General features: G+C 61.6%; 21 protein-coding genes. 12 read left to right on the plus strand and 9 right to left on the minus strand.

Annotated features, from left to right (window positions below):
* Positions 1-52: 52 nt before the first annotated feature.
* Complete coding sequence (locus PCS43_RS08430) at positions 53-1606, plus strand: acetyl-CoA hydrolase/transferase family protein (RefSeq protein WP_054187006.1); 1554 nt, start codon at positions 53-55, stop codon at positions 1604-1606.
* Between the two features lie 37 nt (positions 1607-1643).
* On the plus strand, positions 1644-2855 hold the full coding sequence (locus tag PCS43_RS08435; RefSeq protein ID WP_007730515.1) for a PucR family transcriptional regulator: 1212 nt from the start codon (positions 1644-1646) through the stop codon (positions 2853-2855).
* On the opposite strand, the gene PCS43_RS08440 is transcribed toward PCS43_RS08435, so the two are convergent.
* The gene (locus PCS43_RS08440) at positions 2856-3683 is read right to left on the minus strand and encodes an SDR family oxidoreductase (protein ID WP_003942902.1); all 828 of its coding nucleotides are present in this window, start codon (positions 3681-3683) and stop codon (positions 2856-2858) included.
* A 164-nt stretch (positions 3684-3847) separates the two neighbouring features.
* On the opposite strand from PCS43_RS08440, the gene PCS43_RS08445 reads away from it, so the two are divergent.
* Positions 3848-5080 (plus strand): PucR family transcriptional regulator, encoded by a 1233-nt coding sequence (locus PCS43_RS08445; RefSeq protein ID WP_073513464.1) that lies wholly within the window; start codon positions 3848-3850, stop codon positions 5078-5080.
* A 4-nt stretch (positions 5081-5084) separates the two neighbouring features.
* Here the strand turns inward: PCS43_RS08445 and PCS43_RS08450 are convergent, their stop codons facing one another.
* Positions 5085-5432, minus strand: a complete 348-nt coding sequence (locus tag PCS43_RS08450) for a hypothetical protein (RefSeq protein ID WP_003943172.1) — start codon at positions 5430-5432, stop codon at positions 5085-5087.
* A gap of 225 nt (positions 5433-5657) precedes the next feature.
* Here PCS43_RS08450 and PCS43_RS08455 point away from each other — a divergent pair, with 225 nt between their 5' ends.
* Entirely contained in the window at positions 5658-6743 is a 1086-nt protein-coding gene (locus tag PCS43_RS08455; protein ID WP_003942925.1) for a TerC family protein, read from the plus strand.
* A gap of 61 nt (positions 6744-6804) precedes the next feature.
* On the opposite strand, the gene PCS43_RS08460 is transcribed toward PCS43_RS08455, so the two are convergent.
* Complete coding sequence (locus PCS43_RS08460) at positions 6805-7851, minus strand: NADP-dependent oxidoreductase (protein ID WP_042451682.1); 1047 nt, start codon at positions 7849-7851, stop codon at positions 6805-6807.
* A gap of 368 nt (positions 7852-8219) precedes the next feature.
* On the opposite strand from PCS43_RS08460, the gene PCS43_RS08465 reads away from it, so the two are divergent.
* Together PCS43_RS08465 and PCS43_RS08470 are read left to right on the plus strand one after the other, a co-directional pair.
* Positions 8220-9485: a cytochrome P450 gene (locus tag PCS43_RS08465; protein WP_073513465.1), complete on the plus strand. Its 1266-nt coding sequence runs from the start codon at positions 8220-8222 to the stop codon at positions 9483-9485.
* 138 nt (positions 9486-9623) lie between these two features.
* Positions 9624-10205 carry a PadR family transcriptional regulator gene (locus PCS43_RS08470; protein WP_050656919.1) on the plus strand — a complete coding sequence of 194 codons (582 nt, stop codon included), beginning with the start codon at positions 9624-9626 and terminating at the stop codon, positions 10203-10205.
* Positions 10206-10313: 108 nt separating this feature from the next.
* On the opposite strand, the gene PCS43_RS08475 is transcribed toward PCS43_RS08470, so the two are convergent.
* Entirely contained in the window at positions 10314-11036 is a 723-nt protein-coding gene (locus tag PCS43_RS08475) for an IclR family transcriptional regulator (protein ID WP_007730520.1), read from the minus strand.
* A 280-nt stretch (positions 11037-11316) separates the two neighbouring features.
* Between PCS43_RS08475 and PCS43_RS08480 the strand changes: the two genes are divergently transcribed.
* Positions 11317-12243, plus strand: coding sequence for an alpha/beta hydrolase (locus tag PCS43_RS08480; protein WP_209910265.1), 927 nt, complete (start codon positions 11317-11319; stop codon positions 12241-12243).
* Positions 12244-12248: 5 nt separating this feature from the next.
* Here PCS43_RS08480 and PCS43_RS08485 read toward each other — a convergent pair whose 3' ends face one another.
* Complete coding sequence (locus PCS43_RS08485) at positions 12249-12899, minus strand: Dabb family protein (RefSeq protein WP_209910262.1); 651 nt, start codon at positions 12897-12899, stop codon at positions 12249-12251.
* Positions 12892-13239, minus strand: a complete 348-nt coding sequence (locus PCS43_RS08490; protein WP_007730530.1) for a hypothetical protein — start codon at positions 13237-13239, stop codon at positions 12892-12894. Before PCS43_RS08490 ends, PCS43_RS08485 begins: the two co-directional genes overlap by 8 nt.
* 241 nt (positions 13240-13480) lie before the next feature.
* Between PCS43_RS08490 and PCS43_RS08495 the strand changes: the two genes are divergently transcribed.
* Positions 13481-14368, plus strand: coding sequence for an SDR family NAD(P)-dependent oxidoreductase (locus tag PCS43_RS08495; protein ID WP_042921616.1), 888 nt, complete (start codon positions 13481-13483; stop codon positions 14366-14368).
* A 47-nt stretch (positions 14369-14415) separates the two neighbouring features.
* On the plus strand, positions 14416-15279 hold the full coding sequence (locus PCS43_RS08500) for an SDR family NAD(P)-dependent oxidoreductase (protein ID WP_007730535.1): 864 nt from the start codon (positions 14416-14418) through the stop codon (positions 15277-15279).
* A 27-nt stretch (positions 15280-15306) separates the two neighbouring features.
* On the opposite strand, the gene PCS43_RS08505 is transcribed toward PCS43_RS08500, so the two are convergent.
* From PCS43_RS08505 to PCS43_RS08515, 3 genes are all read right to left on the minus strand, one after another.
* Positions 15307-16803, minus strand: a complete 1497-nt coding sequence (locus tag PCS43_RS08505) for an MFS transporter (protein WP_202426560.1) — start codon at positions 16801-16803, stop codon at positions 15307-15309.
* Positions 16804-16957: 154 nt separating this feature from the next.
* Entirely contained in the window at positions 16958-18421 is a 1464-nt protein-coding gene (locus tag PCS43_RS08510) for a benzaldehyde dehydrogenase (protein WP_209910259.1), read from the minus strand.
* A 93-nt stretch (positions 18422-18514) separates the two neighbouring features.
* Entirely contained in the window at positions 18515-19405 is an 891-nt protein-coding gene (locus PCS43_RS08515; protein WP_003943104.1) for a LysR family transcriptional regulator, read from the minus strand.
* A gap of 124 nt (positions 19406-19529) precedes the next feature.
* Here PCS43_RS08515 and PCS43_RS08520 point away from each other — a divergent pair, with 124 nt between their 5' ends.
* The 3 genes from PCS43_RS08520 to PCS43_RS08530 all read left to right on the plus strand — a co-directional run bounded on the left by PCS43_RS08520 (position 19530) and on the right by PCS43_RS08530 (position 22988).
* Positions 19530-20897, plus strand: a complete 1368-nt coding sequence (locus tag PCS43_RS08520) for an NAD(P)/FAD-dependent oxidoreductase (RefSeq protein WP_003942969.1) — start codon at positions 19530-19532, stop codon at positions 20895-20897.
* A gap of 49 nt (positions 20898-20946) precedes the next feature.
* Positions 20947-21699 carry an IclR family transcriptional regulator gene (locus PCS43_RS08525; protein ID WP_003943227.1) on the plus strand — a complete coding sequence of 251 codons (753 nt, stop codon included), beginning with the start codon at positions 20947-20949 and terminating at the stop codon, positions 21697-21699.
* Positions 21700-21797: 98 nt separating this feature from the next.
* Positions 21798-22988 (plus strand): 4-hydroxybenzoate 3-monooxygenase, encoded by a 1191-nt coding sequence (locus PCS43_RS08530; RefSeq protein ID WP_007730544.1) that lies wholly within the window; start codon positions 21798-21800, stop codon positions 22986-22988.
* Positions 22989-23302 lie beyond the last annotated feature (314 nt).

Raw genomic sequence — 23302 nt, forward strand, 5'->3', positions numbered from 1 at the left:
GTCTGGGTTATCCCCGTAAATCGCTTCGACGTGCCCTGTTTATCCTGGTGCCGTGAGTTCAACCTTCGGTGAGACCGGACACAACGCCACCTCCAACCGCATTCGCGCCACAGCGTTTGCGTCGAAGGTGATGTCCGCGTCCGACGCCGTGAAGTTCATCAACCCGGGCGACACCGTCGCGATCAGCGGTTTCGCGAGCGCCGGTACACCCAAGGTTGTCATTCCGGCCCTGGCCGAGCGTATTCACCGGACCCGCGGCAACGGATCGAACTTCACGATCAATCTCCTGACCGGCGCTTCTGTGTCCACCGAGACCGAAAGGCTGCTCGCGGAGGTCGACGGAATCGCGCTGCGCATGCCGTATCAGTCCGAGGCCACCGCACGTCGCCGGATCAACGACGGTCGTATGGACTACGTGGACATCCATCTCTCCCACGTGGCTCAGCAGGTGTGGGAGGGCTACTACGGCAACGTAGACGTCGCGGTGGTCGAGGTCGCCGGTATCACCGAATCAGGGGAATTGATTCCCTCCGCGTCGATTGGCAACAACAAGACCTGGCTGGACGTCGCCGACAGGGTCATCCTCGAAGTCAACTCGTGGGTGCCCGAGGCGATGGAAGGTATTCACGACGTCTATTACGGCACCGCGCTGCCGCCGCATCGCAAGCCGCTCGAGATCATTCGTGTCGAGGACCGGATCGGCCAGACCACGTTCCGAGTGGATCCCACGAAGGTTGTGGCCGTTGTCGAGACCAACTGCCGTGACAGCGCGAGCCCTCTCACTGCACCCGACGCCGTCAGTGAGGCGATCGCCGGCCACGTCCTGGAATTCTTCGACTTCGAGGTGCGCGCCGGACGGATGCCGGCCGATACGTTGCTTCCGCTGCAGGCGGGCATCGGCAATGTCGCCAACGCGGTGCTCGGAGGGCTCGATCGGGGGTCGTATCGCGGCCTGACCTGCTACTCCGAGGTCATCCAGGACGGGATGCTGAAGCTGATCAAGGACGGAACCGTCGCGCATGCGTCGTCGACGGCTTTGGCGCTCACCGAAGAGGGCATCGAAGAACTGACCGCGAACATCGACTTCTACCGCCACCACATCACGCTCCGTCCGCAGGAGATCAGCAACCACCCGGAGGTGGTGCGCAGACTCGGAATCATCGCCATGAACGGCATGCTCGAGGCCGACATCTACGGCAACGTGAACTCGACGCACGTCATGGGGACGAAGATCATGAACGGAATCGGCGGCTCGGGGGACTTCGCCCGCAACGGCTACGTGTCCATGTTCCTGAGCCCGTCGACGGCCCGCGGCGGTGAGATCTCGGCGATCGTGCCGATGGTTCCGCACGTCGACCACACCGAGCACGACACTCAGGTGTTGGTGACCGAGCAGGGGTTGGCGGATCTGCGAGGTCTGTCGCCGCGGCGACGCGCGCGCCTGATCGTCGACAAGTGTGCTCACCCGGAATTCCGGCCACTGCTCCACGATTACATCGCTCGCGCCGACGCTCAACCGGGTGCGGGGCAGACGCCGCACATCCTGGGCGAGGCATTCTCGTTCCATCAGCGGTACATCGACACGGGTTCGATGCGCCTTTCGTGACGCCAGGCAATGCTGCCGGCAGTGAGAGAATGCGAGGGTGAGCCGAACCGGGGTACCTGACGACGCCATACGCCGGGTTGCCGCGGCGGGGGCCGATGACGCCGGTGGCCTGCCCGTCGAACTGCTGGGTGATTTCCTCGACGTGCTCAGCGACGCTGTCTGTGAAGGGAAACCGCTGCAGCGTCGCCAGCTGCACCGCTTCCGCGCTCGCGGGGAAGAAGCAGCGCAGCAGGGTGTCGCCTTGCGAGCCCTGCTCGATCTGTATCTCTCCTCGGCCTGGCGTCTGTGGCGTGAACTGCCTGCTGTTATTGCGGCACAATCGGATCCGAATGCCGTCGTCGCGGCCGGCGAAGTGATGCTGCGTGCCGTCGACGATGCCGTCGCCGAACTGGCCGAAGGGTTTCAGTTGGCCAGACGTTCTCTGGTCCGCTCGCAGGTATCGGCACGCCGCGAGTTCGTCGACGACTTGTTGACCGGCGGCGCTGACGTCGTCGGATTGTTGGATCGCGCTTCAGGATTCGGTCTCCACCTCAGTGGTCCGCATGCCGTGGCGGTAGTGACCGCCGCCCGTGAGTTCACCGACGACAACCCTTTGGTGCGCGCCGTCGAACGTGCCGTTCTGGGTAGCAAGGGTGACGCCGATGCGTTGGTCGCCAGTAAGAGCGGCAAACTGGTGGTCGTTTTCGCGGCGCCGGATCGCGATGCCGTCGACCACGTGCTGGCAGGGATTCGGTCGGCTCTCGGGCCGGGGACCGATGACGACGGGCGAGTGCAGTTGCAGCGGCGTCCTTTGGACGGCACGTGGCAGATCGCTGTCGGGCGCCCTCGAACCACCGCTTCGGGCGTGGTGGCGTCGTACCGGGAGGCGCTGGACGCACTGGACCTGGCGCAGCGCCTGTCGTTGACCGCACCGATCATCGATGCTCGTGACCTGCTGGTCTACCGGGTTCTGGTCAACGACAGACCGGCGGTCACCGACCTGATCCACACCCTTCTCACACCGCTGCTCGAGGCGCGTGGTGGCGCTGGACCGATGATCGACACACTGCTCGCGTACTTTTCCGCCGGCGGCAATACGGCTAAGACCGCCCGAGACCTGCATTTGTCCGTCCGCGCCGTGACGTACCGGTTGGACCGCATCCGTGAACTCACCGGTCAGAACGTCAACGATCCCAACGACAGCTTCGCACTCCACGCTGCCGTACTGGGTGCGAAGCTGCTCGACTGGCCGGCCACCGAGCTGACCTGATCAGCTTGCGCGGGCGCGTTCTTCGTAGGCAGCACGTGCCGCGGTGTCGACGTCGCCGAGAAACTGCGTCTCGACGCCGAACAGTCGGCTCAATGCCTCGTACGGCCGCCGGGGGAAGAAGCCCTGTGCCTGCACGAGCAGCCCGGACACCCGCGTAATGCGTACGCGTGGGCGCGGTTTGGTGATCAAGCCGACGACGGCTTCGGCGATTTCCTCCGGCTGAACCTCTCGGAATCCCTTCATTCCCGAAGTGCCCGAGGTGAGTTGGGTGTTGGTGAGCGTCGGCAGCACGGACGAGATGTGAACTCCGGTGCCACGAACTTCCTTGCGGACAGAATCGGTGAAGCCCAACACCGCATGCTTGGCGCCGCAGTACGTCGACAAACCGGGGCACGGGAGTTCGCCTGCAAGCGAAGCGATGTTGATGACGTGTCCACGTCCGCGCGGAAGCATCCGTCGCAATGCGAGCTTGGTTCCCGTGATCACGCCGAGGACGTCGATCTCGATGATGCGTCTGGTCACGGAGTCGTCCTCGTCGACGATCCGTCCGACCGGCATGATGCCCGCATTGTTGACCAGCACGTCGATCGGGCCGAGTTCACCTTCGACGGTGTCGAGGAAGTCGAAGAACGAGGCGGGGTCGGTGACGTCGAGGCGCCCGAACGTGCGGATGCCCAAATCCTTGGCTGCTCGCGCGAGAGTGGCTTCGTCGATGTCGCCGATCGCGACGGTCGCACCCAGGCTGATCAGCCGCTTCGCGGTGGCGTATCCGATGCCCCGGGCGCCGCCGGTGATGACCACTACCTGACCGTCGAAAGGTTTGTTCATTTACTCCAGCGTCTCCAAAGATAGGGGTTGGTTGCAGTGAGATGAATCTGCAGTGAGATGTGATTGTGGACCAGTCGAAACCGGGTTGCTAGGGCTTCTTGGCCGAAGTGAGACGATAGATTTGTGACTAAGTCACAATCAGGGTGACAAGTCGGGGAGGCGCCATGGACACATCGGAGTTGGATGGCTGGATTGCAAATCTCGCGCCCATCTATCTCCAGCCGGATGTGATCGACGGTTTCGTTCAACGCATCGACGACGCCATTGCGGTGGCCAATCCTGAAGTGGCGGGTGATCGGGAGCTACGACGCGATGTGGATGCGAGCACTGCGGCGCAGCTTCGCGTCATCGTGGCCGCGATCGCGGGCGGTTCCCAGGAGGTCACGCCGCCGCCGGAGTCGGTTGCGCTTGCACTCACCGTTGCCAGGCGCGGTATGGATCTTCGAGTCCTGCTCAAGATCTACGGTGCCGGACGCCTCGCGATGCTGGGCTTCGTCGACGAGTCGATAGAAGCACTTCCGATCGGTCCGGAACTCAAGCGCGCACTTCTGGTCCGAGTGTGGGGTTCGGCGATGAGATGGCTGGAAGTGACCACCGAATTGTTGGTGGCAACGTATGCGAAGGAGCGTGAGAGCTTGGCGCGCGGCGCTTTTGCGCGTCGGTCCGAGACGGTGCACGCGATTGTCGCAGGCGAAGCACTTCACTCCGATGAGGTGTCGCAGATTCTCGACTACCCGATGCGGCGGCGCCACACTGCGTTTGTTCTCTGGACGGACGACACCGATCCGGCCGCCGACGTATTGGCCCGATTGGACTCGTATGCGCGTTCCTTTGTGGACGAGTCGAACGCCGAGCGCGTGCTGACGCTGCCTTCGGGGGCGCGCGAGGTGTGGTCGTGGGTCGCGCATTTCGACGACCATGAGTGGGCGGCGCTCGATCGTGCTCGGAATTCGGATCTCCGTGTCGCGGTGGGGGCCAGCGGTTACGGAATGGAAGGATTCGCGCGCAGTCACCGCGAGGCTCTCGCCGCGCAGCGCATCGCGGTCCGTTCGACGGGTTCGCCGGGGGTCACCGTCTACGAAGATGTTCAGGTTCCCTGTCTGCTCACCGAAGATCTGGACGAACTGCGTGCGTTGGTGGCTCGGGAATTGAAAGGCCTCGCCGGCGCGGACGGTGTCACGACGCGTATCCGTGACACCGTTCGGGTCTATTACGAGAACAATTGCACTGCAGCCGCTACTGCCGTGGCGCTCGGTCTGCACAAGAACACCGTGCGGTATCGACTCGATCAGGCCGAAAAGCTGTTAGACCGCAGCGTGGACCAGCGTCGGCTGCCAACAGAGTTGGCGCTCATCGCGCTGGAGAGCTACGGAGCCGCCCTCCTGGCGAACCCGTGACTCGCTACTGCATGTCGTCGAGCCCGGGGAGCGAATAGCCGGAGCTGTCATCCCAATCGGCGGGGGTGTCGTCGAGTGAAACGTCCCAGTCTGCGTCGGGCACCGCTCGCCGGAGTTCGGTCAGAGCGTTGAACCAGTAGACGAGCGAAGGGATTACCTCGGTCGGGTCGCTCGAGATCTTTGTCGAACCGTTGAGCAGAGTGTTGGGGATATCCGACGGATAGAGGTCCAGGACCTCGTAGTCGAACGGAAATTCGTCGTTGTGGACGGCGATGAGTCGGTCGACTTCGGCCTTCTCGTCGTCGGTCAGCGGTGTGGTGCGGACGGCGGAGTAGTACAACGAGGTGCTCATGCTTGCCAGGCTAGAACAAGATGCCGTCCAGCGGCGGTTTCGGACGCAACACCCTCAGATTGCATGGTTTCGGCAACTTCAGCTGTGAAAGTCGTCGATATTTCGACCGGGATGGATAGAAGTCGGCAAGGAACACTGGAGAAGACGGCGAGACGGCCGTCCGAACCCAGTGAAGGAGCTCCCCGTGACCGCAGTCATCAGTGCCATTCGGGTAGGTGGTCAGCGATGAACGTTCCCATGTGGGCGTGGGCCGCGTTCGCCGCAGTCATCGTCGTCATGTTGCTCATCGACCTGCTCGCCCACCGCGGCGCGCACGTCATCGGCTTCAAGGAAGCGGCCTGGTGGAGTGCACTCTGGGTCGGTTTGTCTCTCGTATTCGCGGTGGTCGTCACCCTGACCTTGGGGGTGAACTCGGGCGTCGAATTCACCACGGCCTGGCTGTTGGAGAAGAGCCTCTCCGTCGACAACCTCTTCGTGTTCGCCCTGATCTTCGGTTACTTCAAGGTGCCCCGTGAATACCAGCACCGCGTGTTGTTCTTCGGTGTCATCGGCGCCCTGATCTTCCGCGGTATCTTCCTCGCCGCCGGCGTTGCCGTGGTCAGCAAGTTCACGGCCGTTCTGTTCGTCTTCGCCGCCATCCTGCTCTACAGCGCCTACAAGCTGCTCAAGGACGACGACGAGAACTTCGATCCGGGAACCTCGCTGGCGGTTCGCTTGCTGCGCAAGATCATGCCGGTCCGTGAGGAATACGCAGGAACCAAGTTCTTCGTCAAGGAAGCCGGAAAGCGCGTCGCAACACCACTGTTCGCCGTCGTCGTCGCCATCGAAGCTGCCGACCTCGTGTTCGCAGTCGACAGTGTCCCGGCAGTGCTGGCAGTGAGTGACGATCCATTCATCGTGTACTCCAGCAACGCGTTTGCGATCTTGGGTCTGCGTGCCCTGTACTTCCTGCTCTCGGGCCTGCTCGAGAAGTTCCACTACCTGTCCAAGGGTCTGTCGATCATCCTCGCCTTCATCGGCGTGAAGCTGATCATGCAGGCCAGCCACAAGGTGATCAGCACGTCGATCCCCGAGATTCCCTCACTGGTCAGCCTCGCGGTGATCATCGTGGTGTTGGCAGGCTCGATCATCCTGAGTCTCAAGAAGCCGCTACCGGAAGAGCCTGAGGCCGAAGAGGTTGCGACCGGTGATGCACCGATCGACCTCGAGAAGTCAGGTGCTGACGGCAGCATCGAGAAATCCGGCGTCCAGCTCGCAACCGGCGAGCGCGACGACGATGACGACAAGGTAGATGCTCGGCCCAGAGGCTGACGCCTGATCGGCTGAACGAATCGAAAAGGGAGACCACACAACGACGTGTGGTCTCCCTTTGTCAAATCATCACCAACTGCTTCCCCCGGTTGTGCCCCGAAAGCTGCCCGATCAAGGCCGCTGGGGCATTTTCGATGCCCTCGGTGACATCGTTGCGGTAGCGCAGTCCACCTTCGGCGATTCGAGCGGACGCCCACGCCCGGTACTCCGGGTACCGGTCGTAGTGGTCGTAGCAGATGAACCCTTCGATGCGTAGACGTTTGCGTAGTACAGGGCGTAGGGGAGGCCCGACTTCGCTTTCATCCTGGTTGTATTCGCTGATCATTCCGCACACGACGACCCTTCCGAAATCGGCCATGCGATCGAAAACCGCTCGCGTGATCGAGCCTCCGACGTTGTCGAAATAGACGTCGACGCCCTTCGGACACAATTCGTCCAACTGCTCGCCGATGTTCGCCGTCTTCCTATCTATGCAGGCGTCGAACCCCAATTCCTCCACAACGTATTCGGTCTTCTCACCCCCGGCGATTCCGATCACCCGGGCGCCCGCCAGCTTCGCGATTTGGCCTGCAACCATGCCGACTGCTCCGCCGGCCGCCGAAACCACGACTGTGTCTCGCTCTCGGACGTCGGCGACCAACCGCATTCCGCAGTGTGCGACAAATCCTGGCTGTCCTAGAATTCCGAGTTCATCTCCTAAGGAAGCTCGATTCTCCCTCGGTATGCGGTCCAGGGCAGCGCCTTTGATTGTGTGATAAACCTGCCAGTGCGTTCCGCCTCGAACCAAATCACCTGCCGCAAAGTCAGGATGCCGCGAAGAAATCACTTCGCCGACTGCGATGCCGTCCAAACCGGAGTGCGCAGGCACTACTCCAGCCAAGACGACGTCGCCGATACCGGCAACAGCTCCCAACGGCCCGGGGGCAGAGCTGGTGGACGGTAGGCGTCTTCGTATCGCCGGATCGATCGAAAGATAGTGGGCGCGGAACAGAACTTCGCCGTCCGCGGGCGGCCGGATCGGAACCTCGTCGATCCGAAAATCTTCTACGACAGGCAAGCCGCGGGGAGCTCGAACGACTCGCACAGCGCGGTTCACATATTCGGTCATGCGCAATTTCCAATCTGCTTCGACACCGGTTCGCATCACTTCTCGGGACGATTGCCCGGAATTGATCTCGCCGCCTTACTGATTCACGGCGAAGACGTCTGGGAATTCTGTCCTCGAGCAGCAAGGAGCGCACCTTCCCGCCCGCTCAGTGAGAATGTGGCAACCCGACGTCCGGAGCGCGACTTCATTTCCCATACAGCGGGCGGTTTGTTGGTTGCCTCGTAGTCCGACTGTGAAGCTCTGCGCAGTTCAGTTCAGCGCAGCGCTGACGCTCGTCACCAGTGGTATTCGGCTGTGGATTTTTACGAGGGCGTCAATGATCTGCCAGATCTTGTGTGAGTGATTTTGTCGAGGACGAGAGGTTGACTATGACTTCGCCGGTGGGTTCGGAGCGTGCGGTTCATGACACAACGGATTGGCTCAGAACGGGATTGGTCGATCCAACGGAGCCAGGCTTCCTGTCCGATCCGTACGCGCGGTACGCGATTGCGCGAGAAGTTGCTCCGGTACAACAGCATTCGAATGGCGTATACATGCTTTTCGCCTACGACGACGTGAAACGCGCACTGGCGGACAAGTCGCTGAGTTCGTCGGAACAGTATGCACTCGAGGCACCGCGCAATATGCGGATCAAGGCGGCCGGTGGCAGCGACGCCTACTTGTTGCGCCCATCGTTGTCGAAGCTGGATCCACCGGACCATCTGGCATTGCGCAAGCTACTGGCGCGCCCGTTCACGCCCAGGGCAATCAAGCGTTACGACGCGCGGGCGAAGGAAATCGTCGACGAGTTGCTTGCCGATCATGGACGGGGCTCCGAGATCGAGCTGGTGACGGAAGTTGCTCATCCGCTACCGATTCGCCTTGTCTGCGAAATTTTCGGTATCCCCGTACCTGCCGACACCGATACGATGTTCGAGTGGACCCGTAAGGGACTCAACCTACTCGATCCGTTTCTGACTGCCGAGCAGACCAGCGACTACATTTCCGCTCAGCGTGATTTCTCGGCACACCTTCAGGACGTTATCGCTTGGAAGCGCAACAATCTTGGCGACGACATCCTGTCGGACTTCATCTCCGCCGGCGACGAAGGCGAGATAATCGGGCCGGATCAAGTTGCCGCTACCGTGCAGACTTTGGTCATCGCCGGACTGGACACCACAGTCAATCAGGTCGGTCTCACCATGAATGCACTTATGGGCCATCGTGATCAGTGGGAACGACTCGTCGACGACAGGGCACTGCTCGATCACGCGGCAGAAGAAGTCCTGCGCTATGAGCCGACGGCGCAGTTGATGATTCGCATTGCTCCCGAGGATTACGCGGTGGGAGATGCGGTGATTCCGGCCGGAAATCACATTGTGACGTGGCTGGCGTCGGCAAACCGCGATGAAACTCGATTCGGTCCGAACGCGGACAGATTGGACTGGTCGAGGTCAAATGTCCGGGACCACATCACGTTCGGTCACGGTGCGCACGCTTGCCTCGGTGCGTGGTTGGCCCGGCTGGAGATCAAGACCATCCTGAATGCGTTGATCGACAAAGCGCCGAAGACCGAGCTCGTCGACGGTGGAGTGACGTGGGGTGGCACGGCCTTTATCCGCGGTGTCTCCGAACTGCGATTGAACCTCTTCTGATTGCACGAATTCGTGATCAGCCCACTCGGTGGGCAGGTCGGTGTCAGATGGTCGACGTCTTGTTAGTCTGGGCCGGTGCCTGATCCCGCAACTGCGTGTTACCCGGCATTGCCCGCGACAAGTTGGGCAGTGCTGGGAATGCTCACATTCGGAGAAGAACTCAGTGGCAGCGATCTGAAAAGCTGGGCCGACTGGAGCATCGGGTTCTATTACTGGAGCCCGTCGGTGAGCCAGGTCTATACCGAGCTCAAAAAGCTGGAAACGCTGGGATTCGTCAGTTCGCGGGAGGTTTCGGAATCGGGTGGGCGTCGTCGACGAGTGTTCACGATAACCGAATCCGGTATCGAGGCTCTCAGATCATGGTCACGCCGATCGGAGATCGAAACCCCCGTTCTCAAACATGGAGTGATGTTGAGACTGTGGGTCGGCCACCTCAACGACCCCGATCAGCTCAAGTCGATAGTGCTCGATCACATCGACAACCTCGAGGCAAAGAAGCTCAAGGCAATCGAACACGCCGATAACTCGGAGAATGAACCCGCCTGGGCATTTACCGAGATGAGTCTGCGATGGATAGGCCGCCATTTTCAGATGGAGATCGACCTCGCCGCTCAGTTGCTCGATGACATCGATGAGGCCGCCGCTCGATTCGCGCAAGGCGACGCCAACGCTCTCGGCTTGCCGCAGCCCGTCAATGCCGGTAGTTGGAAGTTGATCTGAGCGTGCGGAGGTACAACTCTCCAGATTCTGCCCCACGCCAATAGAATTGTGCTGTCGAGGTTTTCGTGCCCAGTCTTCGTGCTTAGTCTTCGTGCCTAGTCTTCGTGCCTACTGAGCTCGCATGCTTTCGGTGGTCCGGACGCCCGCATTTCGCCACAGGGAAGCGGCTGTTTCCCGAAGAAGCCCGGTGAGAGGCGAGTTCCGCTCGTCGAGCGGCATTTGTCGGAGCGGTCCGCAGATCGACAGCGCGGAGGTCGCGACGCCGATCGGGCCGATCGGAGTGGCGATCGTGCCGAATCCGTCGATCGGCGTGTCACGGCCGTATCCCACGCCGGTTTTTCGGACCTCGTCGGCCGCCTCTCCTCGCTCGTTGTTGAAGGTGTGGAGGACCCTGCCGACGAGTGTTCCGTCTGCGCGCGTGCTGAAACCGATCCGATTCGGAATCATGCTGGCGAAACGACCTGCCATGTGGGCGCGGCACACCACATTTGAGCCGTCGAGAATCGTCATCTCGACGATCAGTCCGGTACGCCGGTGCAATTCGTACAGGTGCGGATGCGCAGCTGAGTGAAGTCTGTCCTGGTACACGGCCAACGAGCCGAGTTCCACGAGCCGCAACCCGAGCGTGTAATCGCGGCCGCTGCGGTGCAGCCACCGAAGTTGGACCAGATGGTCGAGTATGCGGTGGGCTGAAGACCTTGGAAGCCCGGTTCGTCGGACAATCTCGGCGAGGGTGAGACGATCTCGACCGCCGAACGCATCCAGTAGCAGAGAGACTCGGTCGAGGAAGGCGTTCGGCGTTGCGGGATCGACCTCGAGCTGGAGCGACATGTGTTCCCTCTGCTATCCCGTAGTCAAGTTGGACAACTGCCCTGGACAAGGCTATTTCGATTAGGAATGATGACATGTTTTTTCTGCTTTGTGAAGAAGGCCACCCTGTGGATCGGACGCCTCCGGTGCTCGTCGGCGGAAACGGACCACTGATCGGGAGAGCGGGTTCCTTGCTTGGTGGTGGGCGATCTACGTTGACGTGATCACACGCCAAGTGGACAAAGGCGGATGCCGGCGCAGACGTAGCGCCACCCGCCGGGCTGAGAGACCAGGAGACGATATGACGATTCAAGCGGAAGTCACCACGATGCTTGCAACCCTCAACGCTGGATTCCCGGATGTCACCAGTGTCCCGCCGTCGGAGCTACGAACTCTGATTCGGAACCGACGTGCGCCGCTGACGGGTCTTCCCGACATGCTTTCAGTCGAGAATCACGTAATCGACGGTCCCGGTGGAGATCTGGCAATTCGCGTCTTTCGTCCGCATGGAACCTCGAACGACGTTCCTCTCGTGGTCTTCGCTCACGGGGGCGGTTTCGTGTTCTGCGATCTGGACAGTCACGACGAATTCTGTCGATCGATGGCGCAGGGAGTCGGCGCAGTAGTGGTTGCCGTCGACTATCGGTTGGCGCCGGAGCATCCGGCACCGGCAGCCCACGACGACGTCTACGCCGCGGTGGCGTGGGCCAGCGAGCATGCTGCCGAATACGGTTCCGACGCAGGTAAAATCGCACTTGTGGGCGACAGTGCGGGAGGGAACCTCGCGGCGACCGTGGCTATTGCCGCTCGGGATCGGGGTGGTCCGGAAATTGCCCTTCAGGTTCTCATCTACCCCGTGATCGACGACGACTTCGAAACCGAGTCGTATCGGCTCTACGGCACGGGTCACTACAACACCACCGCAGCGATGGAATGGTACTGGCAGCAGTACGCGCCTGAAGGTCGCGACGACGCCCGTGTGATTCCTACGCGTGCGGAGACGCTCGCCGGTCTTCCGTCGGCTGTCGTCGTGACAGCCGAACTCGATCCGCCGTGTTCGTCAGGTGACGCGTATGCGCAGATGCTCGCGACGGCTGGCGTTTCGGTGCGCCATCATCGCTTCGAAGGATTGTTCCACGGCTTCCTCACTATCCCGTCTTTGTCACTGACCGAGCCTGCGCGACAGAAGCTTTGGGCGATGACGCGCGAGGCGCTCAGTAGCGAGTAGGCAGATCACTTCACTGTCAGGAGTCTCTCGGTGAGATTGCCGAACGTGTGACAGATTCTGTCGTGGACCACTGCCTCGGGACATTCGGGGTCGAACCACCGGTCCACCACTGCCCAGTGAATCGGATGATCGAGGTACTGGGTCTGCAGTGAGCCGAGGTCGGTGAACTCCTGCTCCCAGACATGAGTCCATGGTGTGTGCCCGGTCGCTGCGTCGACTCGGCTGAGACGCCAGGCGCAGATCGACGAGATATGGGTAGGCATCCTGAGCAGATCCCGTTCGAATTCCTCGAGTACGTCCTGGGGTGTGCCGGGGGATACCCGGATGAACAGCGCTCGGTACACCTGACCGGCGGCTTCGGCGCCGGAACGTCCCGTGGTCCCGGATGAGTACTCGGCGCCGTGGAAGTGGTCGACGGTGGCGCAGCGCAGGCTGTCGTCGACCGCATCTCGGGCTGTCTGCCAAGCCATCTCGTCTTCGAACTGAAGATGGACGATCAGATCTCCGCCGTTGATGACGCCGGGAAGTGTCGTACAGACGAGACGACGTAGCGCGTTCGACGATTCGGCAACTGCGGCAATGTTCTTCACTGCAGCGGCCCACTCGTCGGCGCCCGCCCCGTTGGCGGCGTGCACGACTCTTGTCACGTTATACATTGCTCAGTCCTTCGATGTCCTTTGCTGCGGCGGCCATGGAGCGACTCCGTTCGATTATGAGCGGAGCCATTGCATCCCACCACTGTCTGAGGGTGGAGTCTCTGCGGCCCTGGCGCGTCATCGACCACCAGCCGGCCGTGCCGTCGACCGTCCAGGTGACGGTCAAGGTGTTCGGGTCTTGATCGCACCACAACGGAGGGCTGACGAGTACGTCGGCGAGTGTCATGCCGCGACGCTGTGCACTCGGCAAATACTGGTCGAGTAGCGCGTCGACGAACTGTCGACCGCATCCCGGTTTCGTGACTATCCGATCGATCACGTAGAGCGTTTCATCTGCCATTGGTGAAGATTACTTTCCCCTAACCCGTTGTGATGCTTTCGATCTCACACAGCGGGAGATAGCGGATTTGGTCATGTGCCCGGCATTTCGACACCTCCCGTCAGGCGGGAATCGTTGCTGTGCAACAGAATCGGATGATGCAACATGGCGGACAACGATTGCGTGAAATGCAGTCGAACTCAGGTCGAACACATACGTCATGTGTTCGATGTCGTGAAGTGGAAGAGGCTTGGAGGAGCAGTTGAATCACTCGCTGGTAGGGAAGACCGCGCTGGTGACCGGGAGCAGTCGAGGCATAGGCAGGGCGATCGCCAGGCGACTGGCGGCAGAGGGGGCAACCGTGGTCGTCACCGCACGGTCGACTCGGCCTACCGCGGCAGTCCGTGCCGACAGTAATGTCGTCATCGGCGGTACGTTGTCCGAGACCGTCGAGATGATCGAGTCGCAACACGGTCGTGCACTTGCCATTCCGGCCGATCTCGAGGATTCCGAGGCTCGCGACGGATTGATCGAGAAGGTCGTCTCGCGGACCGGAGGTATCGACATCCTCGTGAACAATGCCGGGTTTGCCGACTACGCGCCGATCGAGAAGATGTCGCTGGCGACGTTCGATCGGACCCTCGACCACTACATTCGCGCGCCGTTCGCCCTGTCGAAGGCAGCCATCCCCTACATGCGAGAGCGCGGCGCAGGCTGGATCGTGAACATCGGTTCCTCGACGGGACTGAATCCGATCAGGCCCTTCCGCGACTACAACAAGACGTCGGGTGACGTGATTTACGCGTCGATGAAGGCAGCACTGCACAGGTTCACACAGGGCCTCGCCGCGGAGGTGCTGGACGACAATATCGCGGTCAACTCGGTGGGGCCTTCCACTGCGATCTCGACTCCCGGCGCCGACGCACTCATTCCGGATGGATACGAAACCGAGCCCGTCGAGTATCTTGCCGAGACGGTACTGGCCATGTGTTCTCTTCCCGCGGCCGAGCGGACCGGCCTTGTAGCGTTCAGTCTTCATTTTCCCTGGTATCAGGATCTGGTCGTGAAGGCGCTCGACGGGCAAGGGCTGATGCCCAGACGTGAGCCACCGACGTGGTGCAATCCCAACATTCTGCCCGAAGGAATCTGAAGTCTTTGTCGAGCAATAGTTTCGGCGACACAACCCGAGGAGTGGAGATGTCTCACGCTGAACGCCGGTTCGGTACCGGCACGGCCGTCGTGACCGGTGCGGGGGCCGGTATCGGTGCAGGGTTCGCCCGTCACCTTGCGCGGCTGGGAATGACGGTGGTAGTTGCCGACATCGACGAGGAGCGTGCGTCGCTCGTCGCCGAGGACATTCGCGCGGCCGGTGGGAGAGCTGACGTCCATGGAGTGGACGTAGCGGATGCCGATGCCGTGAAGAGGATGGCGGACAATGTGTTCGATCGTCACGGCAGCGTCGAGTTGCTGGTCAACAATGCCGGAGTGGAGACGGCCGGGTTGCTGTGGGAAGTCAGTGGTGCGCGGTGGAGACGGTTGATGGAGATCAACGTCGACGGCGTCTTCTATTGCCTTCGTGCTTTCGTGCCATTGATGTTGAAGGTGGGTAAGCCGGCGTGTGTGGCCAATCTGTCTTCTGTCGGCGGGATCAACAGCGCCGCGGTGCAAGGACCGTACATCGTCAGTAAGTTCGCGGTGCTGGCGATGACCGAGAGCTTGCACCAAGATTTGTCGTTGGTCGACTCTCCGATTCAGGTCAGTGCTGTTGTTCCACACTCGATCCGGAGTGAGATCTTTCGTGCGGCCCAGCGTGACGCGCCGACTACGAACGTCACGGCAAACGCTGTCTTCGATGCAATGCAACAGGCGAACGTCGAATCCGGACTCGACCCGCTCGATGCCGCCGAGCACATGACCGAAGCAATAGCGCGTGGGGACTTCTGGGTGTTCTCCGACGACGACGCGTGTCGGCAGTTCACCGACCGCCGAGCCGCTCAGCTTCGAGACCTGTTACCTCCCGCCGATCCTCGCACAATGCTCACACGCATGGGCATCTCGTGAATGCGGAGCTGTTCGGAGCAGGCCTGTTCACGCGCTGCCGTTGACAGACGTCGACGCACTCTTGGGGAGGCCTGACCAACCCACCAGGCCGACCAGAGCGAAAGCTACGGCGGCAGTGACGAAGGTGACGGTGAAGGCGGATTCGCTGGGCAGAGCGGATACGCCCTCTGGCAGGTTCGCGATGGTCATCGAGGCGAGAATCGTAGTCACCACTGCACTGCCCATGGCGCTGCCGGTGGAACGGGAGATCGAGTTGATGCCGTTGGCTATTCCACTCTGGTGTCGCGGAACGCTCGACATGATGATCGCGGGCATGGCCGCGTAGCCCAGGCTCACGGCGGCGCCGATCACGATGCCGGCACCGATGACCGACGCGGTGTGCGTGTGGTCGTACGCGAGCCAGGCGAACGGCACCGCACCACAGATGGCGGTGAGTCCCAGGACGAAGCGTGGCCCACGCACTCTGATGAGCCGCCCACCGATCGGTGCTGCGATCAGCGAGGCAATCGCACCCGGCAGCAGGAATTCCACCGACGCACGCAGAATGCTGGCGTCGAATCCGTATCCCGTGAGGGCGTGGGGAAGCTGCACGAGATAGGAGATGCCCAGGAAGTTGGCGAACATTCCGAAGCCCAGCATGACCCCCGCCAGATTCGCCATCATCACGGGCCGGTGGACGAACATTCGCATGTCGACCAGTGGTTCGTCGACGATCTTCTCGATCCAGACCCAGACTGCGAACATCACGATCGAGCCCAGGAAAACACCGATGGTCACGGGTGAGAACCAACCCCATTGGTGGCCTTGCGAAATCGACAACAGGAGCAGAAGGAGTGCAGCGCCCAGGCTCAGCGCGCCGATGACGTCGACGCGCCCGCCGCTCTTGTGCTTGGTTGCCGGAACCAGCGTGATGACGGCGACGAGGGCAAGCAACGCGAACCCGGTGGCCATCCAGAAGGCGTTGCGGTAGTCGGCATCCGGAGCCGATGTGAGAAGTCCGGTGGCTACGAGGGCGAGCCCGCTGCCGAATGCGAGAGTTCCGCTGACCAATGCCATCGCGCCGGGAAGCTTGTGTGGGCGGACCTCTTCGCGCAGGACCGACAGAGCCAGCGGGAAGATGGCGGTGGCGGTCCCCTGGAGGACGCGTCCGAGGATGAGAAGTGGCAGATTGTGTGCCAGTGCGGCGACGATCGAACCGATGACCATGACGACCAGAACGCCGACCAGCGTGCGCTTCTTGCCGTGCTGATCGCCGTAGCGGCCCAACAGGGGAGTGAAAACGGCGGCCGACAGCAACGTCGCCGTCGTCACCCAACTGATGCCGGCCGCGGATGCGCCCAGATCGGACTGAATACGCCCCAAAATCGGGACGGGCAGTGTCTGCATCATCGAGACGATCATCGCGGCCAGGCTGAGCGCTCCGATGATGACGGCCTCGCGGCGCGGCGATGTTACGACGGATACATCCGGGGTGTCGTGGACCGTTGGCTGCGCAGCGCTGTCGGTCGTCACTGAATTCGTCAAGTGGGTCCTTCTCGGGAATTACAAGAGAAATTGCTTAATGTGCCGAAGTAATTTTCTCTGGATGGTAAGTCCGCGAGATCGATCCCGTCAATGCTGGTCAGTGAGCCCCTGGGGTCAGTTCGGTGTATTCAGGACCAACTCGGCGTGTTCCGGACTAGAAGGGGTAGACCGGGAGTGCGCTCTGCGCAGTCACCCACTGCGTTTCGGTGAAGGCGTCGAGGTTTGCGCCGATACCGCCGACGCGGCCACCGTTACCCGAAGACGCCATACCGCCGAACGGGATGACTGCTTCGTCGCCGACGGTCTGATCGTTGATGTGTACGAGGCCGGTGGGGATTTGTTGGGCGAGCTCGAGCCCTCGCATGGCGTCGGAGGTCAGAATGCCCAGTGACAGTCCGTACTCGGAATCGTTGGCCATGGCGACGGCCTGTTCGACGGTGGCGAAGGAGGTGACCGGTGCGACTGGCCCGAAGACTTCGTCGGCGAATGCCGGCGCGGTGAGTGGGGTGTCGGCCAGCACGGTGGGCCGGTAGAAGAGATCCTCGTAGGTGCCGCCGGCCGCCAGTTTTGCTCCGGCCGCGATGCTTCCGGTGACCAGGGAGTGGATGTGGTCGCGTTGTCCGGCGTCGATGATGGGTCCGAGTGCGACCTGACCGGTGAACGGGTCGCCTACCGGAAGCTTGTCGGCGTGTTCGGCAAGGAGTGCGGTGTAGTCGGCGGCGATACTTTCGTGGACGAGTTGGCGGCCGGTGGTCATGCAGATCTGCCCCTGGTGCATGAAGGATCCGAAAGCGCCTACAGATGCGGCCTTTTCGAGGTTGACGTCGTCCATGACGATCAGTGCGTTGTTTCCCCCGAGCTCGAGGTGTGCTCGTTTGAGATGGCGGCCCGCCAGTTCACCGACAGCGCGTCCTGCCCGGGTCGACCCGGTGAATGCGATGACGCGAACGCTCGGATGAACCACGATTGCCTCACCGGCGTCAGCGCCACCCGGCAGCATGCCGAACACTCCGGCAGGCAGACCGGCTTCTTCGAAGATGCGGGCAAGAACCACACCGCCACAGATCGCCGTGCGCGGATCAGGCTTGAGGATCACCGAATTGCCCAGTGCCAGTGCGGGAGCGACTGCACGGATCGACAGAATGATCGGGAAGTTGAACGGTGCGATGACACCGACGGTGCCGACGGGGACGCGACGAGAGAAGCTCAGCCGCGGTTGCTCCGAGCGCAGCACCTCGCCGACGGGGTGTGCGGCCAAAGCTGCTGCGTTGTAGCACTCTTCGGCAGCGGTGTGGGTTTCCAGTCCGGCTTTGGCGGGAATGCTGCCGGCCTCGCGGATTACCCATTCGCCGATTTCGTCGGCGTACTGCTCGAACAGTTGACCGGCGCGGCGTAGAACGGCGGCTCGTTCGGTGTACGGCCTTGCTGCCCAATCCTTCTGAGCGGCAGTAGCTTTTGTTGCAGCGGCTGCCACGTCGTCTGGTGTTGCCATGCCGACCGTCGTCAACTGCTTGCCGGTGGCCGGCTCGACGACAATACGATCGTCGGCGCTACCGAGAACCCATTCGCCGTCGAAGATCTTCGATTCCCACACAGGTTCGCTCAGTAGACGCGTCATGGCCGCTCCTCGGTAAAGGGATGCAACCGCGCGCCGCATCACATGGTTGTGGACCACGTTGCTCCGTGAGGGGAGTCGATCGCCATCGCACTTTCACTCAGTGAAAGACGGATTCATGGCGTCCTTGAGCGCTTGGATCAGATCGGCGAACTCGGTCGAGTGGGTGGCGCCGCTGCGGGTCACTCCCGAGACGGGAATTCGCAAGCGGCCGTGCGATTCTCGCATGAAGCTGATGCCGGCGCGTGGAGATTCGCCTGCGGTGATCGAATACAGCAGGGTCCAGGCGCGCGGGTTGGTGATCACGTCCAGCGTGGCTGTGTGATCGCTCGGAATTGCAGGGCCCAGTTGGACGCGTCGATCTATCTCGCGGAACGCGTCCTCGACCACCTTGTGAATGAGCACCTGGCTTTGGCGCGGCGGCAGGAGCAGGGGGTATGCGGCCAGATCATTGAGGTCGACGCTTTGCTGGCCGGCCAGGGGGTGCCGGCTCGACATTACGACCAGGAGATCTTCGACGCCGAGGTCCAAGGGTTCGAGTCCGGGGCGGTCGACGCCGCCGCGAATCAGCGCGATGTCGGCGTCACCGGAGGCCACGGCGTCCATGCGGTGGGCAAAACTCTTGATGACGAACTCGACGTCCAGGTCCGGATGAAGTTCGCGCACGTGTGCGATGGCGTCCAGCGTCTGAGCGGCGAAGCTCATGTTTCCGGTGATCCGGATCCGGGCTCGTGGGTCGCGTGCGACGGAGTAGGCCATCGTTTCGAGGCTGAGGACTTGCTGCGCGATGGGCACGAGTCGCGATCCTGCCGGGGCAAGGCGAACGGCTCGGGTCGAGCGTTCGAAGAGTGTCGCGCCAAGCTCCTTCTCCAGTCGGGCGACCTGATGGCTGATCGCCGACTGCGAGATGAAGCAGCGCTCGGCAGCGCGACTGAAGCTCAGTTCCTCGCTCACGACGAGGAAGTACTTGAGTTGGCGGAAGTCCATGAGGACAGCTTACTTATGAGCAATCGAGATAACAGTCTTGCGAATACTCCAGCTAGCTGGACCCGACCCATGATCAGTCCATACCGTAATAGTCATACTTTCAATTTGGTTGAGGAGATTTGTTGTGGATAGAACAGCTGCGGGTCGCGCTGACATCGACGCGACTGGACACGAGCAGACTCAGGTAGTCATCGTCGGTTCGGGATTCGGAGCCCTCGCCGCGGCCAAGACTCTCGCGAAGTCCAAGACGCCGTTCGTCCTCATCTCCGCCACCACCGAGCACCTCTTCCAGCCGCTGCTCTACCAGGTGGCGACGGGCGTTCTGTCGGCAGGCGAAGTTGCTCCGCCCATCCGCACGATCCTGCAGAAGTACCCCAACGCCGACGTGCGTCTCGGTCGCGTCGTCGAGGTCAACGCCGAAGAGAACACCGTCGTCTACGAGGCTTCGGGCACCCGCCACACTCTCGGATACCGCTCGCTCATCGCAGCAACCGGTGCCACCCAGGCGTACTTCGGTCATGACGAGTTCGAAAAGGTCACCTACAAGCTCAAGACCGTCGAGGATGCCGAGGTCCTGCGTAAGCAGATCCTGCGTTGCTTCGAAGAGGCTCACACCACCAACGACGCGCTGGTTCGCCGCAACCTGCTCAGCTTCGTTGTCGTCGGTGCAGGCGCGACCGGCGTCGAGCTCGCCGGACAGATCAAGGAACTGGCGCGTCGCTACTTCGCCAAGTCCATCAACAACATCAGCGCCGACGAGGTCACGGTCACCATGGTCGAGGGCGCGGGCGTTGCGCTTCCGGCCTTCGGCGGCAAGCTCAGTGAGTACACACAGGCCTCGCTCGAGAAGTCGGGTGTCGAGGTTGTTCTCAACACTATGGTCACCGCCATCGACGAGCACGGTGTCACCGTCTCTTCGGCAAAGACCAAGGAAGAGAAGCGCATCGACGCCGAGACCGTCATCTGGTCGGCCGGTGTTCGCGCCAACGACTTCGCAGCAGTGCTCGGCGAGGCGACCGGTTGTGAGAGTGACCGTGCAGGTCGTCTGCTCATCAATCCGGACTTGACCGTCGGCGGGTTCGCCAACGTCTTTGCCATCGGCGACATGACTTCGCTGAACGGTCTGCCGGGTCAGTCGCCCGTTGCAATGCAGGGTGGCCGTCATGCAGCGAAGACTGTGAACGGAAAGGTCAAGGCCGGAACGCCTTTCAAATACTTCGACAAGGGCAGCATGTCGATCATCAGCCGATTCAGCGCTGTGTGTCGCGTCCGCAAGGTCGAGTTCAAGGGCACGATCGCCTGGTTCATGTGGCTGGCCGTGCACGTGATGTATCTGGTGGGCTTCCGCAACCGGTATGTCGCTGTGATGTCGTGGTTCGGTTCGTTCATCGGTCACCGTCGTCCGCACTTCCACTACGCGCAGGAGCCGATGAAGATCGAGGCCACGCCGCCGGTGACCGAACGCGAACCGGAATTGGCGCACTCCGCGTAGCTTCGCACCGCCTGAACACGTTTCGCCTGATGTCAGTCACACTGTGTGAATGGCATCAGGCGAGCGTTCGTTGATCGGCCGGGCATTTATCGTGCTCGGTGCCTTCGACGCGAAATCGCCGCGGTTGACGCAGTCGGAGATCAGTCGTCGCAGCGGTTTGCCTCTGCCCACCGTCCACCGACTGTGTGGGCAGTTGGTGGCTGAGGGCGCACTCGAGCGTCGGAGTGACGGCAAGTACCAGGTCGGAGTCCGGTTGTGGGAGATCGGCGCTCTTGCTCCCGGCGCTCACGGCCTACGGCAGGTGGCGTTGCCGTTCCTCGAGGACCTGTACGAGGTCACCCGAGAGAACGTGCAGTTGGTCGTTCGTGAGGGCACCGAGGCTCTGTACCTCGAGCGCTTGTCCTCGCGTAGCGCCGTCACCGTGGTCGGCCGTGCCGGCGGAAGATTGCCGTTGCACGCGTCCAGCGGTGGATTGATTCTCCTCGCGCACGGCGGAACCGAGCTTCTCGACGACGTCCTTCGCGCCGGCCTCGAGTCGTTCACTCCCAAAACCATTACTTCCGAGCGGATTTTGCGAGCAACTCTCGACGAGATCAGGCGCGCCGGATTCGTGGTCTGTCGTGAGTATCTGAACGTCGGAACCCTTGCCGTCGCCGCTCCTGTCCGCGAAGCCGGGGGCAGTGTCGTGGCAGCGGTCTCGACAGTTGTTCCGGTGGAGCAGGATCCAGCTCCTTTACTGCCCGCGTTGGTCGCGGCCGCCCGTGGAATATCACGCGGGCTTGGTAGCGGTGGGTTTCGATAGCTCGTTTCGGTCTTTCACTGAGTGAAATTGCAGCTGTTCAGAGGAGTGATCGTGGTCGAGGGTGGTCTCAATCGTCACTCACCTCAGGAGCTCTCTGTATGTCTTCTTCACGCACCCAGGTCGGAATCGTCGGTGGTGGTCCCGCCGGGTTGATGCTCTCGCATCTGTTGCATCTGAAGGGAATCGATTCGGTTGTCCTGGAATGCCGCACCCGCGAAGAGGTAGAAGGCACCATTCGTGCCGGCGTGCTCGAACAGAACACGGTTGATCTCATGGTCGAGACCGGACTCGGTGATCGACTGAAGCGGGAGGGCCTCGAACATCACGGAATCGAGTTGCGATTCGGTGGACGAGGGCACCGAATCGCGTTCGACGAACTGACCGACGGGCGAGCAGTCACGGTGTATCCGCAACACGAGGTGCTCAAGGATCTGATCGCGCGGCGTCTCGCTGACGGCGGGGACATTCGATTCGGAGTGTCCGACGCGCAAGTACACGATCACGAATCGGATCGCCCGAGTATCACTTTTGTCGACTCGGACGGAAATGATCAGAAGCTCGAGTGCGCCCTGGTGGCCGGTTGCGACGGTTCACGCACCGGAACGCGAAAGCTGATTCCCGAACCGTCGATCCGAACGGATCATTTCCGCCAGTATCCCTTCGCGTGGTTCGGCATCCTGGCCGAGGCGCCGCCGTCGTCCGAAGAACTGATCTATGCCAACCATGAGCGCGGGTTTGCACTGATCAGCACACGGACGCCCGAGGTACAGCGTCATTACCTTCAGGTCGATCCGGACGACTCCGTGGACAACTGGTCCGACGATCGAATCTGGGACGAGCTGCACATGCGCGTCGACGGTGAGGGGGCGGAGATCAAGGACGGCAGGATCTTTCAGAAGTCGATCCTCCAGTTCCGCAGCTTCGTGTGTGAGCCGATGCAGCACGGCAACCTGTTTCTTGCAGGGGATGCGGCGCACACCGTGCCGCCGACCGGCGCGAAGGGAATGAATCTCGCGATCGCCGACGTCTACGCACTGGCGAAGGCAATGGACGGTTTCTTCACCTCGTCCGACCGAAAGATGCTGGACGGGTACACCGAAACGGTGTTGCCGCGTGTGTGGCGGACGCAGCACTTCTCGTGGTGGATGTCGTCGATGCTCCATCGCTTGCCAGACGACAGCGGTTTCGGGCATCGCCGACAGTTGGCCGAGTTGGACATGGTCACGCGTTCGGTGGCCGGACGAACGCTGATCGCCGAGAACTACGTCGGAACTCCCTTGCATCAGTAGGCCGATTCGCAGGTTGCACGGTGCGAAATCAGGGGGAGTGGGGTGCCAGGTGTCACCAGGACCCCGAAGTTCTTGGTATGTGTCCGCCTGGCGGGAAGCCGCCGAGCCGAAGTAGCGGGAGCTTTGTAACCTCGAACACGTCCTTGTCCAACCGAGGGTGGCTGATGCTTCGACCGCACTGCGGGGGAGTTGTCGTATGACTGAGCGTTGCAAGAAGTGACTGTTCAGGATCCACTGTCTCCCAAGCCGATCGGTGCGAACCGACTTCGAGCTCATCGAGGCACTTCAGTCGCTCCGGTCAACTGAACAGAGGG

Source organism: Rhodococcus sp. C-2, assembly GCF_027854095.1.
Classification (GTDB): domain Bacteria; phylum Actinomycetota; class Actinomycetes; order Mycobacteriales; family Mycobacteriaceae; genus Rhodococcus_F; species Rhodococcus_F qingshengii.